Raw genomic sequence first — 16337 nt, forward strand, 5'->3', positions numbered from 1 at the left:
ATAGAGTTCAGCTTACTCTTTAAAAGGTTTGTAGCTTAAAGTTAGCAACGTGAATGTTATTTAAAAAAGCTATTTAGAATGGTTTTACATTCATCAGTATTCACTAAACGTTTGAACTGCTCAGCTTCATTTTCCATCACTTGCGGTAATAGTGCCTGTGTATGCGCTTTCATTAATTTTCGGCTGGTGAGCAGTGAATCTAGTGGTAGCTTGGCAATGGCTTCTGCGGTATTAAGTGCTGTAGCGAGTAGCTCTTCGGCAGGGCAAATGTCATTAATTAAGCCATATTCGAGTGCTTGCTCAGCAGTAAATAATTTGCCTAAAACCAGTAATTCAAAAGCGCGATTATGGCCTATACGTAACGGTAGTAATAAACTTGAGCCAGCTTCAGGGCTTAAACCTAATTGGGTAAATGGTAGTTTAAATTTTGAGTTATTAGCGGCGTAAACCATGTCGCAATGTAGTAATAAGGTGGTACCTATGCCGACTGCAGGGCCTGCAACGGCAGCAACTAGTGGCTTTTCTAATGCAGCGAGTGCTTTAACAAGATCAAACGCGGCTAAGTCGCCACTTTCGCTACATTTAATAAAATCGTGTAGATCGTTACCTGCGCAAAAGCATTTCTCATCACCTTGAATTAACACGCAGCGAATATCGTCGTTGCTATTTGCTAGGGTAAATAGCTGGCAAAGCGCTAAATACATATCATTGTTTAAGGCGTTTTTCTTATCGAAACGGTTGATGGTAATCGTGAGAACACCATTGTGTTCATTTGAAAGAATTAAGTTATCCATTTTGCTCGAGCTTAGTTACAATAGTGAAGTTGAATCATAATATGGATAAAAAAGGATGTATAGCGGCTTATGATGAATATACTTAAACCTATTTTTTTACTTGCGTTATTAACAACTAACCTACTGTTGAATGTGAGCTTTGCCAACCAGGGAACACAGGTTTCGGCGCAAGATGGCTATGTTAGGGAAACTATTCCCGGTACGAATATTTCTTCAGCTTATATGACGTTGAATAACGCTACATCTAAAAATCGCCGTTTGATTTCAGCCGCTAGCCCGGTAAGTGAGCGTGTCGAGATTCATGAGCACATAATGAAAGATGGCATGATGCGTATGCGTCAGCGAGATTCTGTCGAAATATTAGCTAATGATAGTACGGTATTTCAGCCATCGGGGTATCATTTGATGATATTTGATTTAAAGCAGCCATTAAAAGCTGGTGAAACTATTATCATCACTTTGTATTTTGATGATGAGTCGAGTATTGATGTGAATTATCAGGTAAAAGGCCTTAAACAAAAGCAGCACCATCACCATTAGGAGTTTATTATGAGTGTGAATATTTCAACTAAGGCAGTGATATCTGCTTTCTCCGGTTTAGTTATCGTATTGTATTTTATTGGTGTTTATTGGAGCTTTGAACCAGCCCAACTTGATATTCGTGAAGAAGTAACAAAAGCTGCTACAGCGGAAAATGTAGCACCTGTAGTTGGTTACACGACAACTACAGCATTGATCAGGGTAACTGAAACTTTGCTAAATAAGCCGGGTGGCTACTTAGCAAATGATGCTCTCCCTCCGTCAGTTTTTTTGGATAATATTCCTGCGTGGGAATTCGGCGCGTTAGAAATGATTCGCGATATGGCATTAGTTATGCGCCAGGAGTTTAGTCGTTCACAATCGCAGTCAGTAGAAAATGTTAACTTAAAAGCTGCACAACCTCAGTTTAATATTGACCATACGAGTTGGGCAATTCCTAGTGCGGAAGGTGAATACCAAAAAGCGATTAAAGAGCTTTATGCTTATCGTACAGCGCTAACACAAGTTAATAATCAGTCAGCGCAGTTTTATGCCCGTTCGGATAACTTACGTGGCTGGATTCAAGAAGCAACTAAACGTTTAGGAAGTTATTCACAACGCTTAAGTGCTAGTGTTGGTCGTGAGCAAATTAATGTTGATCTTGCTGGCGATAGTGGTGCGCAGCAATCAACGTCAACTGCGGCGAGTATGCAATTAAAAACCAGCTGGTGGGCGATTGATAATGAATTTTATGAAGCTCGCGGAGCTTGTTGGGCTTTATTGCACTTCTTAAAAGCCATTGAAATTGATTTTAATGATGTTTTAGAAAAGAAAAATGCTAAAGTTAGCGTACAACAGATTATTAGAGAATTAGAAGCAAGCCAGGAATCGGTATGGAGCCCTATGGTGCTTAATGGCGATGGCTTTGGTATGTTAGCAAATCATTCTTTAGTAATGGCAAATTATATATCACGTGCAAATGCTGCACTGATTGATTTAAACGACTTATTGAGTCAAGGGTAATAAAAACATGAAAAAAATAGCATTAGCGGCGGCACTTGCCACTGTTTTATCAACCAACGTACAAGCTGATGCCTTAGGCATTTATTTAGGTGGTCAAGTATGGGACAACCAAGCTTCAGGTACATTTGGTGACGGCAGTTCACTGGTTGATTTTAATTTAGTTGATGAGAAACAAAATAGCTTTTTTATTGCTTTTGAGCATCCTTTACCACTTATTCCAAACGCACGTATTGCTTCAACATCGCTTGAAACAAAGGGTATGACAACACTCGGTGAAGACTTTAAATTTGATGATGAAACTTTCGTTAGCGGTGCAGATGTAAATGCCGACTTTGATGTAAGTTATGTTGATTACACCCTGTACTACGAGTTGTTTGATAATGATTTGTTGTCGTTCGATTTTGGTATAACTGCGCGTGACTTTGACGGTGATGTTACTGTCTCTACACAAGTAATAACAAATACAGGTACAGTGACTCAGTCAGACACTATTGCCGTAACAGATATTGTTCCTATGTTATATATTGCCACTAATGTCGGTTTACCGTTAACGGGTTTAAATTTATATGCTCAAGGTAACTTCCTATCAATCGACGACCATACCTTATATGACTACGAAGTCGGTGTAAGTTATGAATTAATTGATAATATGGTTGTTGATATGAATTTAAATGCTGGCTATCGTTCGGTTAAATTAGAGCTAGAAGATTTAAATGACTTGTATACAAACATTGAGTTTGATGGTGTATTTGTTGGTACAACAATTCACTTCTAAAGCTTAAATTAATTCACTTACAAAAAGCAGAGTTGAGAAATCAGCTCTGCTTTTTTATTGTTTGTTGTTATTTACTTTAATAATTTATCTAGTGTTTTTATTTGAGTGACTAAGTAAGCTTCTTGGCCATAGCTAACTTATAGTGCTGATTTGAAATGTCTGCGATGGCCATTCTTATATAGCATATCAATGAGGTAGCATTTATTACGCTTCGTATTGGGCTTGAGTATTAAATGACCTTAAGGCAAAGATAGAGGGGGAGTATAGTGTCGGCTTGGTAACTTGGCTTTAGTGGATACTTAAGTAATGTTGACTAATTCTGGTTAAATAGAGCCAGCTCTTATTGCGCAAACAGCTTAGTTGTTATTTGGAGTTAATGTTATATCCGTCTTAGGTTTATAAACGATAGTTCAATGTATAAAAAAGCCATCAGACTATGCTGATGGCTTTTTATCTATTAGTTATTTGTTAAATAACAAGCTTCTATATTATTACGCTTTTTTACGACGTGTAAATAACATAGGAGTTAGTAGTAACATTAACCAACCAAATGAACCACTTGATTTCTTATTAACAATTGATACTGAAGTAACAGTTGTATCAGTATTACCGTTACCATCATCAACAGTTAATTGGAATGAGATAGTCTCATCTTTTGATACTTTTGGTGCTTCAAAGCTTATTGATGCAGCACTTGCACTAAAGGTTACTGGAGTACCTGCTAGTTGTACCCATGTGTAGCTAAGCTCATCACCATTTGGATCTGTAGAACCTGAAGCGTCAAGTGAAACATTCTCTTTTTCAACAACTGAAGTGCTACCTGTAATCATAGCTGTTGGCGCGCCTTCAACCTGAATAGCAACACTTGTATCATTAACAACTTCAGCTGTATTTACATCATCAGTTGTACTTGAAATAACAACGTTAGTTGGGCCACCAGCAAAGTCATCAGAGATCTCAGTTGAGAACTTAAATACTGTAGGTTCCTTTGCAATTTCAGTCAATGTATAACACATGATTAAACCTGACTGGATTGACTCAACAGTGCTGATTGAACCTTCAGCGCCACCATTCCATATTGATTTAGCGTAGATATCAGTTTGACCATTAGATCCGGTTGCATCTTCGTAACCAACAGTTGCACCTAAGTTAGAGCCCCAATGATGAGTTACGTTATCGTAAGCAAACATAAAGTTACCTGTTGCTCGTTCGATTACGACTTCAAAATCCATAATATCTGCAATGTCACCAGGAGCAATACCGTTGGCTGCTGAGCCATTAACGCCTAACCAGTGCATCATGTTATCAAATTCAATGATTGCGTAAGAAGAGTTACTTGCTACAGATAATCCAGATTCTGGACCTTTTACGATATGTCCATCTCTCCACATCGGTGCAACTAAGTTATTAGCTTCAGCACTATCAGGAAGTAATTGATTTACCCATGGTGATGAACCTGCGCCACCGCTAAAGTAAACAAAGCCATCATCAGTTACATTGAATGATGAGAAAGATTTACCTAAGAAGTTAGTGCTAATGTTATATGTACCTATTTGGTCATTACCTTCAACATCACCAGGATTAACACCTAAATCTGCTAAGTTGATATATGCGCCACCTGCACCAAAGTTTGGTAATGCACAACTTGCATCATCAACATTGCTAGTCATCGTGTAAAATGGAGCTAAGCCATATAAAGACTCTTGTAGTAATGTCCAAGTAATTTCATTGCCATCAACTACAGCGTCACCCGTAACAGATTCTTCATCAAGTGTCATACCTGCAGGTACAGTTGCTTTAACTGTGTAAGTACGGTCACCAGGTGTTACGTTTGCAAGTACACTTACTTCATAGTCTACACGGTCTTGACGTTCCATATATGCATCTGCATTGCTTGAAATAGAAACATCGTCCATGCCACGCATAAGGTCTACTGTAACTAAACCTAAGTTACCAGCATTATCAGCACTAGTGCCTAAGTCTAAAGCGCCGTAATACATATCACCATACATGCCATCGTCAAGCGACCATTTAAAGCGTATGTCAAATTCAGTTAACGCAGGAACAGTTGCATCGGCTTCAACAGATAGATTATCACCAGCTTCAGCATCAACAATTGCAGTTGCTAAGGTATACGCATCTTCAGCACCTTCTTCAGACGCAGCCCAGTTTTGAACTGATACCCAATAGCTACCAGCTTCTGGCATAAGCAAGTCAACTTTCTCAAGTGCAGTACCTGTTGCACTGATACCTACTTGCTCGTCTTCTTGAGGAATACCATCGCCATTAGCATCTAAACCTACACGTAAGTCTAAATCAGGAGACTCTGATGCTAATATTTCAGCTACAAAGCGTTTAGCTCCTTCAGGAACAGTATGCATAGTGATGTTAATACCGTCTTCTAGGTCATCGTACGCAGAACCATTGTTGCTATCTACAGCAAGTGTAGCTTTATCTTGGGTTGCTTTTGTTAAACCATAAGAGCGACTTGTAAACTCTGATATTTCAATCGCCATTACATCTTCAATTAAGAAGCTGTCGGTATTGCGGTTTGCGTCAAAAGAAACGGCCTTTGGAATGTTACCATTCGAAGCTTGAACACTTACAGGTATACGAGCTGTAGGATGATCATCCGATGTCATTACAACATGACCAAACGACCAAGCGTTACTTTCTGCTTGGATTGCATCAACATTAATCGTTAATGTTTGGCTTTCACCTTCAGCAAGTGTAAACGTCGCCGGAGTGGCAGTAATAACTAATCCATCAGAAATTGAGGCACCTTCAACCGTCCAAGTACCAGCAGCTGTTGCTGTAACTGTACGAGTCCAATCACATAAACCAACACAATTTGCATTTGAAACTGAAGGAATGTTTAGGGTTTTAGGGTCACCACCTGCTTCTGGGTTTGCTGCAGTATAATTAGCCGCAGTTTCGTTCATTACCAAACCAGTCTGGTGTGCTAAATCAACTCGTATGCTACCAGCACCCATATCAAAGAAGTCAGCGGCTGTAGTGCCATCTTCTTTTTTAACGTCTGCCGTTACAGCTGTCATCATCAATGCTGAACGAATGTTATCTGGTGTCCATGTTGGATGCGCAGATTTTAATACTGCACCTGCACCAGCAACATGAGGCGCTGACATTGAGGTACCTTGTAAGAAAGCAAAATCAGAAGGATCTGGGCCTAATACATCGTGACCAAAGTGTTGATCTGAATATGCAGCGTAGATTGAAACACCAGGTGCAGTTACAGATGGTGTCATGATATCTGCTACGAAGTTATTTGGACCACGTGAAGAGAAGTCAGCCATAACATCTGCATTTTCAGGAGTGATTTTTAACTCACCATCAGCTGCTGTGATTGTAGCCATATGGTTATCACCAGCTGCTAACCATGTACGCAATGCATTACCGTTTTCGTTGTTAATATGTATACCAGGAACAACGTAAACATCATTAGCTACGGTATTTGAACCACCGTCAATGTTAGCAAGAACAAAACCACCTGCACCACCAGCTTCAGCATTAATTGCTTTTTGTACACGAGCAATTGCACCACGGTCACAAACAACGATTTCGCCATCAAAGGTTCCAGCTGGGAAAGGTTGTAAACATTGTGCTGGGTCGCCATCTGGATCATTAGAGTTAGTGTAATCACCAGCCCAAACAATGCTAGCTGAAATGCCACCTGACGCACTACTACCATCGATAGCCGCTAGTTCAGATTCACCACCAGTAAATTCACCTATTTGCTTTTCAAACGCTACTTCACGACCATGAGTTGATGCACCAACAACTGTGTACCAAGGAGCACTTTTAGGTGTTGTAAACGCGTCAGGGCCACTGTTACCAGCTGAAACTGAAGAGAAAATACCGGCTTCTTGAGCAGATAAGAAAGCTTGTTCAGAAGAACTAGCCCACGGATCGCCACCACCACTAATCGAGTAGTTGATTACATCAACACCATCGGCAACTGCGTCTTCTAAAGCGGCAATAATAGCAGCACCAGGACAGCCAGCGTATGTATCTGACGCTGATTGCGTTGAATTACCTGGGCTACAAATTTGGTAAGCAACGATGTTAGCGTGAGGTGCTACGCCAGAAATTTGGCCAAATTCAAAGCCTGTTGTATTTATACCGTCACCTTCTTCTTCACCAACTTCTTGGTCGAGTAATGGTACGTCGATTAAAATATTACCGCCTGAAGTACCAGCAGTGTGTGAACCGTGGCCGTTGTAATCTTCACCGTTTTTCGCAGGAGGTGTATCACCAAATACATCTGCATCGTCGTAATTATCAACGACTGAAGCGTAACTACGAACACCGATAAGTTTGTCATTACACATAGATGCGAAATCGGTGGCACAATCACCAACGTATACACCAGCACCCCATGGGTTTGTATGGTCATAACCATCACCGCCAATATCGGCAAACGAAGGGTGGTCTGAATTGATACCAGTATCTACAACACCGATGATGACACCTTCACCCATGTTGACAGCACTTTGGCCTTCACCTTCCCATACTTTAGGGGCGCCAATGTGAATAGGGCCAGTATCTGTATCTAGTTGTTCTATACGTTCACGCTCTACATATGCAACATCAGCTAGCTTTGATAACGCCTGCGCTTCGTCTTGAGTTAAACGAACAGCCATACCGTTAAAGGCGTTTTTGTATTGGTAAATAACGTTTAGACTGCTTCCTAACTTGCTATTTGCTTTGTTTAAAAATGCTTGTTGTTTACTTTCTAAGTATTCGCCATAAGCAACAGCTTCAACAGAATTTAAATCTAGGCGTAACTCTTTACGTATTTCTTGAGAGGTTTTTTTACTATTTGCCAAAGACTTGAAAAGAGATTTCTTTGCGATTTGCGGGTTTGTTGCTGCAAGATTTGCAATAGAACCGTCGTAGGTTGCTATAGGTTGATCTTTAAGTCGCACAATATACGTGTATGTACCAGCAGCTAAATCTTTTTCTACACGAAATTTTTTAGCTTGTTTAGTATTAAATGTGCCGCCTTTATTAATTGAAGTTGCTGCAACTGATTTAAGTGGCTCAGCTGAGTACTTAGTTGGAGCAGTGCTGGCTGACGCCTGCAAAGTTGCCATCGATAATAGCGCTGTAGAAACAGCGATTGTTACTTTGTTATTCACAAAGAACCTCCCTAAATGCACTATCTAGTGCTAGTTATACTTTTTAGTAAGTAAGGTCGTTAGTTAACAACCCTACAGATTTTATAATACGAGATACGCAAGAATTGCGACGCTTAAACATAGCACATGTAAAGATAATGTAAACAAGTTGTGTTAAAAGAGTTTATCTAATTTGAGCTAATTAATTTAAAGTGGAAAATAGAGTTTACAGTAGAGGATTTAATGAATAATTATGAGGGTTAAGCGACCGGTGATTTACTCGATCGCTGAAAGTAGTCTAACGGTTTTAGTGCATAGCACTATCCAAGAATTGTGTTAGTTGTGGGCGTTCAAATTTATATGTTGTAATACAATAATCACAAGTCATTGAAACATTACCTTGTTCAGTAAGAATGTTTTCTAATTCACTTGGTTCTATTTGAGCAATTGCATTTAAGCACTTTTCTGCAGAACAACTACATTTATAACTAACGGTTTGTGGATCGAATAACCGAACTTCCTCTTGATGATACAAACGATATAGTAATGCTTCGCTATCTAAAGAAAAAATTTCTTCATTCTTAATAGTATTTGTTAGCTGGCATAAATGCTCAAAATCTTCATGCTGTTTTTCTTTGTCTTCACCGTCAGGTAAAAGTTGTATTAAACTACCGGCAATTTCCGTCTTATCATCATTGATAAATAACCAAATTTTCGTTGGTATTTGTTCAGATACCTCAAAGTAATGTGCCAAACACTCTGCCAATGTATCTTCTTCAAGAGCAACTACACCTTGATAAGCTTCGCCGTTATTTGGGCGAATAGTAATGACCATATTGCCTTTGCCAATCAGTTCATGAAGCGAGGTCGCAGTTGTTTCGCGAGTTAAACGAGCAATACCACGCATTTCTTGTTGGTGATTACCATTTACGGCCATATAACCTATTGGTCCATCGCCTTGCAATTGCACAGCAATTTCGCCTTCAAATTTTAGCGTTGCAGTCAGCAAACAAGTAGCTGCAACAAGTTCACCTAATAATTGCTCAACGCCAACAGGGTAATTATGCGGTGCAATAATATCTTGAAATGTTTGCTTTAAATTGACTAACTCGCCACGTGCGTGCAAGTTATCGAATAAATAGCGATTTAATACATCAGTTTGCTTTGTCACTGTTTAAATCCTTTCTTTCAAATGTCGAATTTGTCGACGTTGTTTCTTATCGGGTTTTGTATCACTAGCAGGACTAAGTAATATGCCTTGCTTGCGTGCTAAACTATTTTTCTCTCTTGTTTCAATACTGTCTTTGGTTTCTTGATATAGCGTTTGGGCAAAATTAGCGTCTCTTCTCTTATCTGCAAGAGCGATAACGATGACCTGCTTTTCTTCAAAACCTTGTCTTACAGTAATACGGTCGCCTACTACCACGGCTTTTCCTGATTTGCTACGTTGGCCATTATAAAAAACTTTGCCGCCATCAATCATTTGCTTGGCTATAGCGCGGGTTTTATAAAAGCGTGCCGCCCATAACCATTTATCTAAACGAATCGAAAGCTTATCTTGGCTTGGATTATTACTGAATTTGGCCATTATTTTGCGTTTACTCAAAGTAGATGTTATAAAATTGGCGAAGTTACCACAGCTATTGTGTGTAAGCTAGTCGGAAAAATTTGTTTACTAATTATAGCGAAAAAATAATATGACGTCTTGTTGCCAAGCGTCCGGTCAAGTATCATCAAAGTGAATTAAAATTTCCAGACAATAAAATTATTATAAAAATGTCATTATTGAATAACTTATCAAGCGTGTTTGATCAGCTGTCTAAACTCCCCCAGCGAAAAATATCGCAAGCGATTATTTTCTTGCTGCTTGCATACATTGCCTTACTGTGCGCGAAATTAACTTGGCAAGCGATGCCGCAAGAAAATAAAGGCCTGGCAATTCAAAGCAATGCTTCACAGCGTAGCCAAACAGCAAATACTGAAAAAATTAACGTAAAAGCCGTTGAAGCACTTAACTTATTTGGCATTTTTTCTCAGCAAACGGTTGAAAAAGTCGAAGAGGTTGTCATTGAAAATGCTCCAGAAACACGCTTGAAATTAACATTAACAGGGGCAGTGGCAAGTAGCGATAAATCAACGGCGGCGGCAATTATTGAAAGTGCTGGTAAACAAGAAACTTACAGCATTGGTGAAAACATTAAAGGGACACGAGCGGTTCTAGAAAATGTGTTTAACGACCGAGTACTGCTAAAAGTATCAGGTCGTCTTGAAACTCTGATGATTGAAGGTGTCGATTTTAATAAAAATGTTAAAGCAATAAAGCAAACTAATAAATTACAACAAAACGGGTTAAAAAAAGCTCCATCTAAGCGCTTATCTTCCCTTAACGTTGTTGATCAAAGAAACAATAAGGCGTTAACGCAAAGTACTAAATCATTGAGAAAAGACTTAGATAAAGATCCAGGAAAGATTACTGACTATTTAAAAATATCACCTAAGCGTGATAATGGAAAAATTAGTGGTTATCGAATTATGCCAGGAAAAGATCCAACTTTTTTCCAAAGCGCTGGTCTTAAAAGTGGCGACGTTGCCATACAAATGAACGGGTTTGATTTAACTGAGCCTAGAGAAGCTGCTCAGGCAATAAAGTCTTTAAAAGAACAGCGTGAAGTTTCATTATTGCTCGACCGCAATGGTGATATGACCGAAATACTTTTCAGTATAGATAATTAGAATAAAAGGAATAATACATGCGCAACTTATTAAGCGCACCTTGGTATAAGCGAAGCCTTACCGGGGTTGTTACCGCAGTTATGCTAAATGGTGTTTTACTTTCAACAGATATTGAAGCTGCTGAATATTCACCGAACTTTAAAGGCACGGAAATAGCTGAGTTTATCAATATCGTTGGTAAGAATTTGAAAAAAACCATGATCGTTGACCCTAACGTTCGTGGCAAAGTTAACGTGCGTAGTTACGACCTATTATCTGAAGAACAGTATTATCAATTTTTCTTAAATGTCCTTGAAGTTTATGGTTTTGCCGCCGTAGAAATGGATAACAATATTGTTAAAATTATCAGAAATAAAGATGCGAAAACTTCATCTATTCCTGTTGTTGGTAATGATAACCCTGGTGCTGGTGACGAAATGGTTACCCGTGTTGTTGAAGTTAAAAACGTTACCGTACGAGAATTAACACCGCTACTACGTCAATTATCAGATCAAGCAGGTGGTGGTAACGTAGTAAACTACGACCCAGCCAACGTTATAATGCTAACAGGCACCGCTGCTGTTGTTAATCGCTTGGTTAAGATTATTGAACGCGTTGATAAAGCGGGTGACCAAGACGTACAAATTATTAAGCTCAAGTATGCTTCAGCCGCTGAAATGGTGCGTATTATTGAAGCGATGAACAAGTCGAGCCAAGGTAAGTCAGCAGGAACTCCGACCTTTTTAATTCCAAAAATTGTTGCTGATGAGCGAACTAACAGCGTCATTGTCAGTGGCGAAATACAAGCCCGTGAGCGTGTTGCTCGTTTAGTTTCTCGATTAGACAGTGAATTAGAGTCAAACGGTAATACCCGTGTTTATCATCTTAAATATGCTAAGTCTGAAGACATGGTGAAAGTACTGGAAGGGGTAAGTGAATCTATTGTTTCTGATAAATCAGGGGCAAAAAAATCATCGAAAGGCAGCAAGGGGCGTGATGTCAGTATCGATGCTCATGAAGATACCAATACTTTAGTTATTACTGCTCAACCTGATATGTTGCGATCATTAGAGGCGGTAATTCGTCAGCTAGATATTCGTCGTGCACAAGTCTTGATTGAAGCGATTATTGTTGAAGTATTCGAAGGCGATGGCGTTAATCTTGGCGTGCAGTGGTATCACGAATCTGGTGCTATGTCACAATTTACCAACGGTGTTGCACCCATTAGCTCGATTGCTGCAGCAGCTGAGGCAGCGCAATCCACCCCAGGTGCTAAGGGGTCAACAGTGACTTCAGAAAATGGTGCTGTTACTGTTAATCCAGATCAACCTGATGTTGATGGTGATTACAGTTTAGCAGCGGAAGTGCTAGGCTCAGTTAGCGGTACATTATTTGGTATTGTTAAAAATGACTGGGGCGCAATTGTGCAAGCGGTCAGCTCTGATACTAATTCAAACTTACTTTCAACACCAAGTATTACCACGCTGGATAATGAAGAGGCTTACTTTATTGTTGGCCAAGAAGTACCAATCATTACGGGGTCAACTTCGAGCAGCAATAATAGCAATCCGTTTCAAACAGTTGAGCGTCAAGAAATTGGTATCAAATTAAAAGTAACACCACAAATTAATGAAGGTAGTGGCGTACAGCTAACTATTGAACAAGAAGTATCATCTGTAAGTGGTGCAACGGGTGTTGATATTTCTATTAATAAGCGTGAAATTAAAACTACTGTGATGGCAGATGACGGCGCTACCGTTATTTTAGGCGGTTTAATTGACGATGATGTGCAAGAAAGTGTTCAGAAAGTACCATTACTTGGTGATATTCCAATTCTTGGCCACTTATTCAAATCAACCAGTAACAGCAAGCGTAAACGAAACTTAATGGTGTTTTTACGTCCTACAATCGTTCGTGATGGTCAATTAATGAATGATTTAAGTAAAGAAAAATACAACTATATTCGCGCACAAGAAATGGCAAGTCGTGAAGCCGGTCTTGAATTAATGGATGATGAGAAGTTACCTATTTTACCAGAATGGAATGATCAATTGTCATTACCACCTTCATTCGAAGAACATATGAAAAAAGTAGAGAACGAAAAACTCTCGACTAAAAAAGATAAATAAACATGAGTGAAATTGACTCTCAAGCAGAAGCGTTTATTAACGCAAGTGAAGCTGATAGCAAACAGTTATTGGAAAATGAAGACAACATTGATGCTGTAGGCACAAGTCGTTTTCGTTTACCGTTTGGTTTTGCAAAGCGCCACAGTGTATTAATTGAAAAAGACGATAACGCATTGCGCCTAGTCTGTTTAAAAGATTTAAGTGCAGAAATATTGTTAGAAGTTAGACGAGTTTTAAAAGCGCCGTTTGAAATTGATGTAAAGAACGAAGAAGAATTTGAACAATTACTAACCATTGCATATCAGCGCGACTCTTCAGAAGCGCAGCAAATGATGGAAGATATCGGCAATGAAGTGGATTTATATTCACTTGCTGATGAAATGACTGAAACAGAAGATTTGCTTGAAAATGAAGATGATGCGCCGATCATTAAATTGATTAACGCTATGCTCAGTGAAGCGATTAAAGAAAATGCTTCTGATATTCATATTGAAACTTTTGAGCAAGCACTGCAAATTCGTTTCCGTGTTGATGGCGTTCTACGTGAAGTATTGAAACCTAATCGTAAATTAGCATCACTGCTGGTGTCGCGTATCAAAGTTATGGCTAAGCTTGATATCGCTGAAAAACGTATTCCACAAGATGGCCGAATTTCATTGAAAATTGCTGGTCGAGCAGTTGATGTGCGTGTATCAACAATGCCGACAGGGCATGGTGAACGCGTAGTATTGCGTTTACTTGATAAAAATTCTACTCGACTCGATTTACAAGATTTAGGTATGACTGACGGTAACCGTGCTCGCTTTTCTGAACTTATTGATAAGCCGCACGGTATTATATTGGTAACAGGCCCTACAGGCTCAGGTAAAAGTACCACGCTATATGCCGGTTTAAGCCAAATTGATAGTAAAGAACGCAACGTATTAACGGTTGAAGATCCAATAGAATATGCCATTGAAGGTATTGGCCAAACGCAAGTAAATACCAAGGTTGATATGACCTTTGCGCGTGGTTTACGTGCTATTTTACGACAAGATCCTGATGTGGTGATGGTTGGTGAAATTCGCGATTTAGAAACTGCACAAATCGGCGTGCAAGCAAGTTTAACAGGCCACTTAGTCTTGTCGACATTACATACTAATACTGCCGCAGGTGCTATTACGCGAATGGAAGATATGGGTGTTGAACCATTTTTATTATCTTCTAGTTTGCTCGGGGTATTAGCACAACGGTTAGTGCGAACCTTATGTCCTCATTGTCGAGAGTGCTGCCCAACGTCTGCTGAAGAACGTAAACTTTTACAATTAGCTGACGATGACCAAGCGCCAATATTTAGAGCAGTTGGTTGTGAAGAATGTAACTTTAAAGGTTATCGTGGACGAACCGGTATTCATGAATTAATTGTTGTTGACGACAAAGTTCGTGAACTTATTCATAACGGCAAAGGTGAGCAAGTTATCGAAAAGTTTATTCGTAAAACTACACCAAGTATTCGTCGTGACGGTTTTGATAAAGTAATGCGTGGTGAAACCACTATTGAAGAAGTGTTACGTGTAACACGAGAAGATTAGATTATGGCTGCTTTTGATTATCAAGCGGTTGATAGCCGTGGCAAAAATAAAAAAGGTGTCATTGAAGGGGACACGCCAAGGCATGTTCGTAGTTTGCTGCGCGAACAAGGTCTGATGCCGATTGAAGTTACGCCAAGCTTACAAAAAAGCAAACAGCAAAATAAGGCCTCTCGTTTTGGTGGCAAGAAAATATCAGCGGCAGAATTAGCGTTAATTACTCGCCAACTATCAACATTAGTTGAATCAGGCTTACCAATTGAAGAGTCGTTGATGGCGGTTGCCGAGCAATGTGATAAGAACTCGCTAAAAAGTATGGTGATGGCAGTTCGCACTAAAGTTACCGAAGGTTATGGCTTAGCAGAAAGTATGGCGGAATTCCCGCAAATCTTTAATCGCCTATTTAGAGCTATGGTTGCTGCGGGTGAAAAATCAGGCCACCTTGATAAAGTACTTGATCGGTTAGCTGACTATACTGAGCAGCGCCAGCAATTAAGGTCTCAGTTAATTCAAGCGTTAGTTTACCCAATAATTATGACTGTTGTGGCAACAGGGGTTATTGCTATCTTGTTAACTGCAGTTGTACCGAAAATTGTTGGTCAATTTGAACATATGGGAGCCAATTTACCGGGCTCCACCAAGTTACTCATTGCTAGTAGTGACTTTCTACGCGACTATGGCTTAGCAATTGTTTTGGTTATTGCAGCACTCATGTTTTTATGGTCGCAATTACTTAAAAAAGCGAGCTTTAAGTTTGCCTATCATAAGCATTTTTTGGCTTTGCCAGGAATTGGTAAGGTCGCTAAAAGTATAAATACCGCAAGATTTGCTCGTACATTGAGCATTTTAACCGCTAGCGCCGTTCCTCTATTAGAGAGCATGAAAATTTCTGGTGAGGTACTAGATAACCTGTTTATCAAGCAGAGTGTCAAAGAGTCAGCGGATAAGGTCAGGGAGGGGGCTAGTTTACGTGTCTCGTTAGAGCAAACAAAACTTTTTCCACCTATGATGTTACATATGATCGCTAGTGGCGAAAAAAGTGGTCAGTTAGAACATATGCTTGGCCGCGCAGCAGACAATCAAGACCGAGAGTTTGAGGCGATTGTAAGCATTTCACTAAAAGCATTTGAACCAGCGCTTATGGTAGTTATGGCTGGTATCGTTTTATTCATCGTAATGGCTATTTTACAGCCAATTCTTCAGTTAAATACATTAATAGGAAGTTAGAAATGAAAGCAGTAAAAAATACTCGTGGTTTTACATTATTGGAAGTCATGGTAGTTATTGTGATTTTAGGTATTTTAGCCAGTATGGTTGTGCCAAATTTAATGGGCAGCCAAGAGCGTGCTAACATGCAAAAAGCCGTTTCAGATATTAACGCCTTAGAAACATCACTAAGTATGTATAAAATGGATAACTATAAGTATCCTAGCACTGAACAAGGTTTAGAAGCTCTGGTAACAGAAACTGATATCGAGCCAGCACCACGTCGTTTTCCAGAAGGTGGTTATGTTAAACGTTTACCTAACGACCCTTGGGGTAGCGAATATCAATTATTGAATCCAGGCGAACATGGAAATATGGATGTTTTTTCTATGGGACCAGATGGTGAAGCTGGTACAGATGATGATATCGGTAACTGGAACTTAGGCGATTATCAGTAGTTATTTATTACTGTC

At 39.5% G+C, this 16337-nt stretch carries 12 protein-coding genes; 8 read left to right on the top strand and 4 right to left on the bottom strand.

Annotated elements, in window-relative coordinates:
- Nucleotides 1-56: 56 nt before the first annotated feature.
- Nucleotides 57-794 carry an enoyl-CoA hydratase gene (locus tag AC27E9_RS17160; RefSeq protein WP_487132289.1) on the bottom strand — a complete coding sequence of 246 codons (738 nt, stop codon included), beginning with the start codon at nt 792-794 and terminating at the stop codon, nt 57-59.
- A 69-nt stretch (nt 795-863) separates the two neighbouring features.
- Between AC27E9_RS17160 and AC27E9_RS17165 the strand changes: the two genes are divergently transcribed.
- Genes AC27E9_RS17165 through AC27E9_RS17175 form a run of 3 tightly spaced genes read left to right on the top strand, consistent with a single transcriptional unit; the run spans nt 864 to nt 3111 of the window.
- Entirely contained in the window at nt 864-1334 is a 471-nt protein-coding gene (locus tag AC27E9_RS17165; protein ID WP_487132291.1) for a copper chaperone PCu(A)C, read from the top strand.
- A 9-nt stretch (nt 1335-1343) separates the two neighbouring features.
- Nucleotides 1344-2336, top strand: coding sequence for a DUF2333 family protein (locus AC27E9_RS17170; RefSeq protein WP_487132293.1), 993 nt, complete (start codon nt 1344-1346; stop codon nt 2334-2336).
- A gap of 7 nt (nt 2337-2343) precedes the next feature.
- The gene (locus tag AC27E9_RS17175) at nt 2344-3111 is read left to right on the top strand and encodes a TIGR04219 family outer membrane beta-barrel protein (protein ID WP_487132295.1); all 768 of its coding nucleotides are present in this window, start codon (nt 2344-2346) and stop codon (nt 3109-3111) included.
- A gap of 491 nt (nt 3112-3602) precedes the next feature.
- Here the strand turns inward: AC27E9_RS17175 and AC27E9_RS17180 are convergent, their stop codons facing one another.
- From AC27E9_RS17180 to hslR, 3 genes are all read right to left on the bottom strand, one after another.
- Nucleotides 3603-8270: a S8 family peptidase gene (locus AC27E9_RS17180; RefSeq protein WP_487132297.1), complete on the bottom strand. Its 4668-nt coding sequence runs from the start codon at nt 8268-8270 to the stop codon at nt 3603-3605.
- Nucleotides 8271-8556: 286 nt separating this feature from the next.
- Nucleotides 8557-9420 carry an Hsp33 family molecular chaperone HslO gene (hslO, locus tag AC27E9_RS17185; protein WP_487132299.1) on the bottom strand — a complete coding sequence of 288 codons (864 nt, stop codon included), beginning with the start codon at nt 9418-9420 and terminating at the stop codon, nt 8557-8559.
- Between the two features lie 3 nt (nt 9421-9423).
- Nucleotides 9424-9837, bottom strand: coding sequence for a ribosome-associated heat shock protein Hsp15 (gene hslR, locus AC27E9_RS17190; RefSeq protein WP_487132300.1), 414 nt, complete (start codon nt 9835-9837; stop codon nt 9424-9426).
- 188 nt (nt 9838-10025) lie between these two features.
- Between hslR and gspC the strand changes: the two genes are divergently transcribed.
- Genes gspC through gspG form a run of 5 tightly spaced genes read left to right on the top strand, consistent with a single transcriptional unit; the run spans nt 10026 to nt 16322 of the window.
- Nucleotides 10026-10982 (top strand): type II secretion system protein GspC, encoded by a 957-nt coding sequence (gene gspC / locus AC27E9_RS17195; RefSeq protein ID WP_487132301.1) that lies wholly within the window; start codon nt 10026-10028, stop codon nt 10980-10982.
- Nucleotides 10983-10999: 17 nt separating this feature from the next.
- A complete protein-coding gene (gspD, locus tag AC27E9_RS17200) occupies nt 11000-13090 on the top strand; it encodes a type II secretion system secretin GspD (protein ID WP_487132303.1) in 2091 nt (696 codons plus the stop codon).
- 2 nt (nt 13091-13092) lie between these two features.
- Complete coding sequence (gspE, locus tag AC27E9_RS17205) at nt 13093-14661, top strand: type II secretion system ATPase GspE (protein WP_487132305.1); 1569 nt, start codon at nt 13093-13095, stop codon at nt 14659-14661.
- Nucleotides 14662-14664: 3 nt separating this feature from the next.
- Nucleotides 14665-15885, top strand: a complete 1221-nt coding sequence (gene gspF / locus AC27E9_RS17210) for a type II secretion system inner membrane protein GspF (protein ID WP_487132307.1) — start codon at nt 14665-14667, stop codon at nt 15883-15885.
- A gap of 2 nt (nt 15886-15887) precedes the next feature.
- Nucleotides 15888-16322, top strand: a complete 435-nt coding sequence (gene gspG / locus AC27E9_RS17215) for a type II secretion system major pseudopilin GspG (protein WP_487132309.1) — start codon at nt 15888-15890, stop codon at nt 16320-16322.
- Nucleotides 16323-16337 lie beyond the last annotated feature (15 nt).

The organism is Colwellia meonggei, from assembly GCF_057537295.1.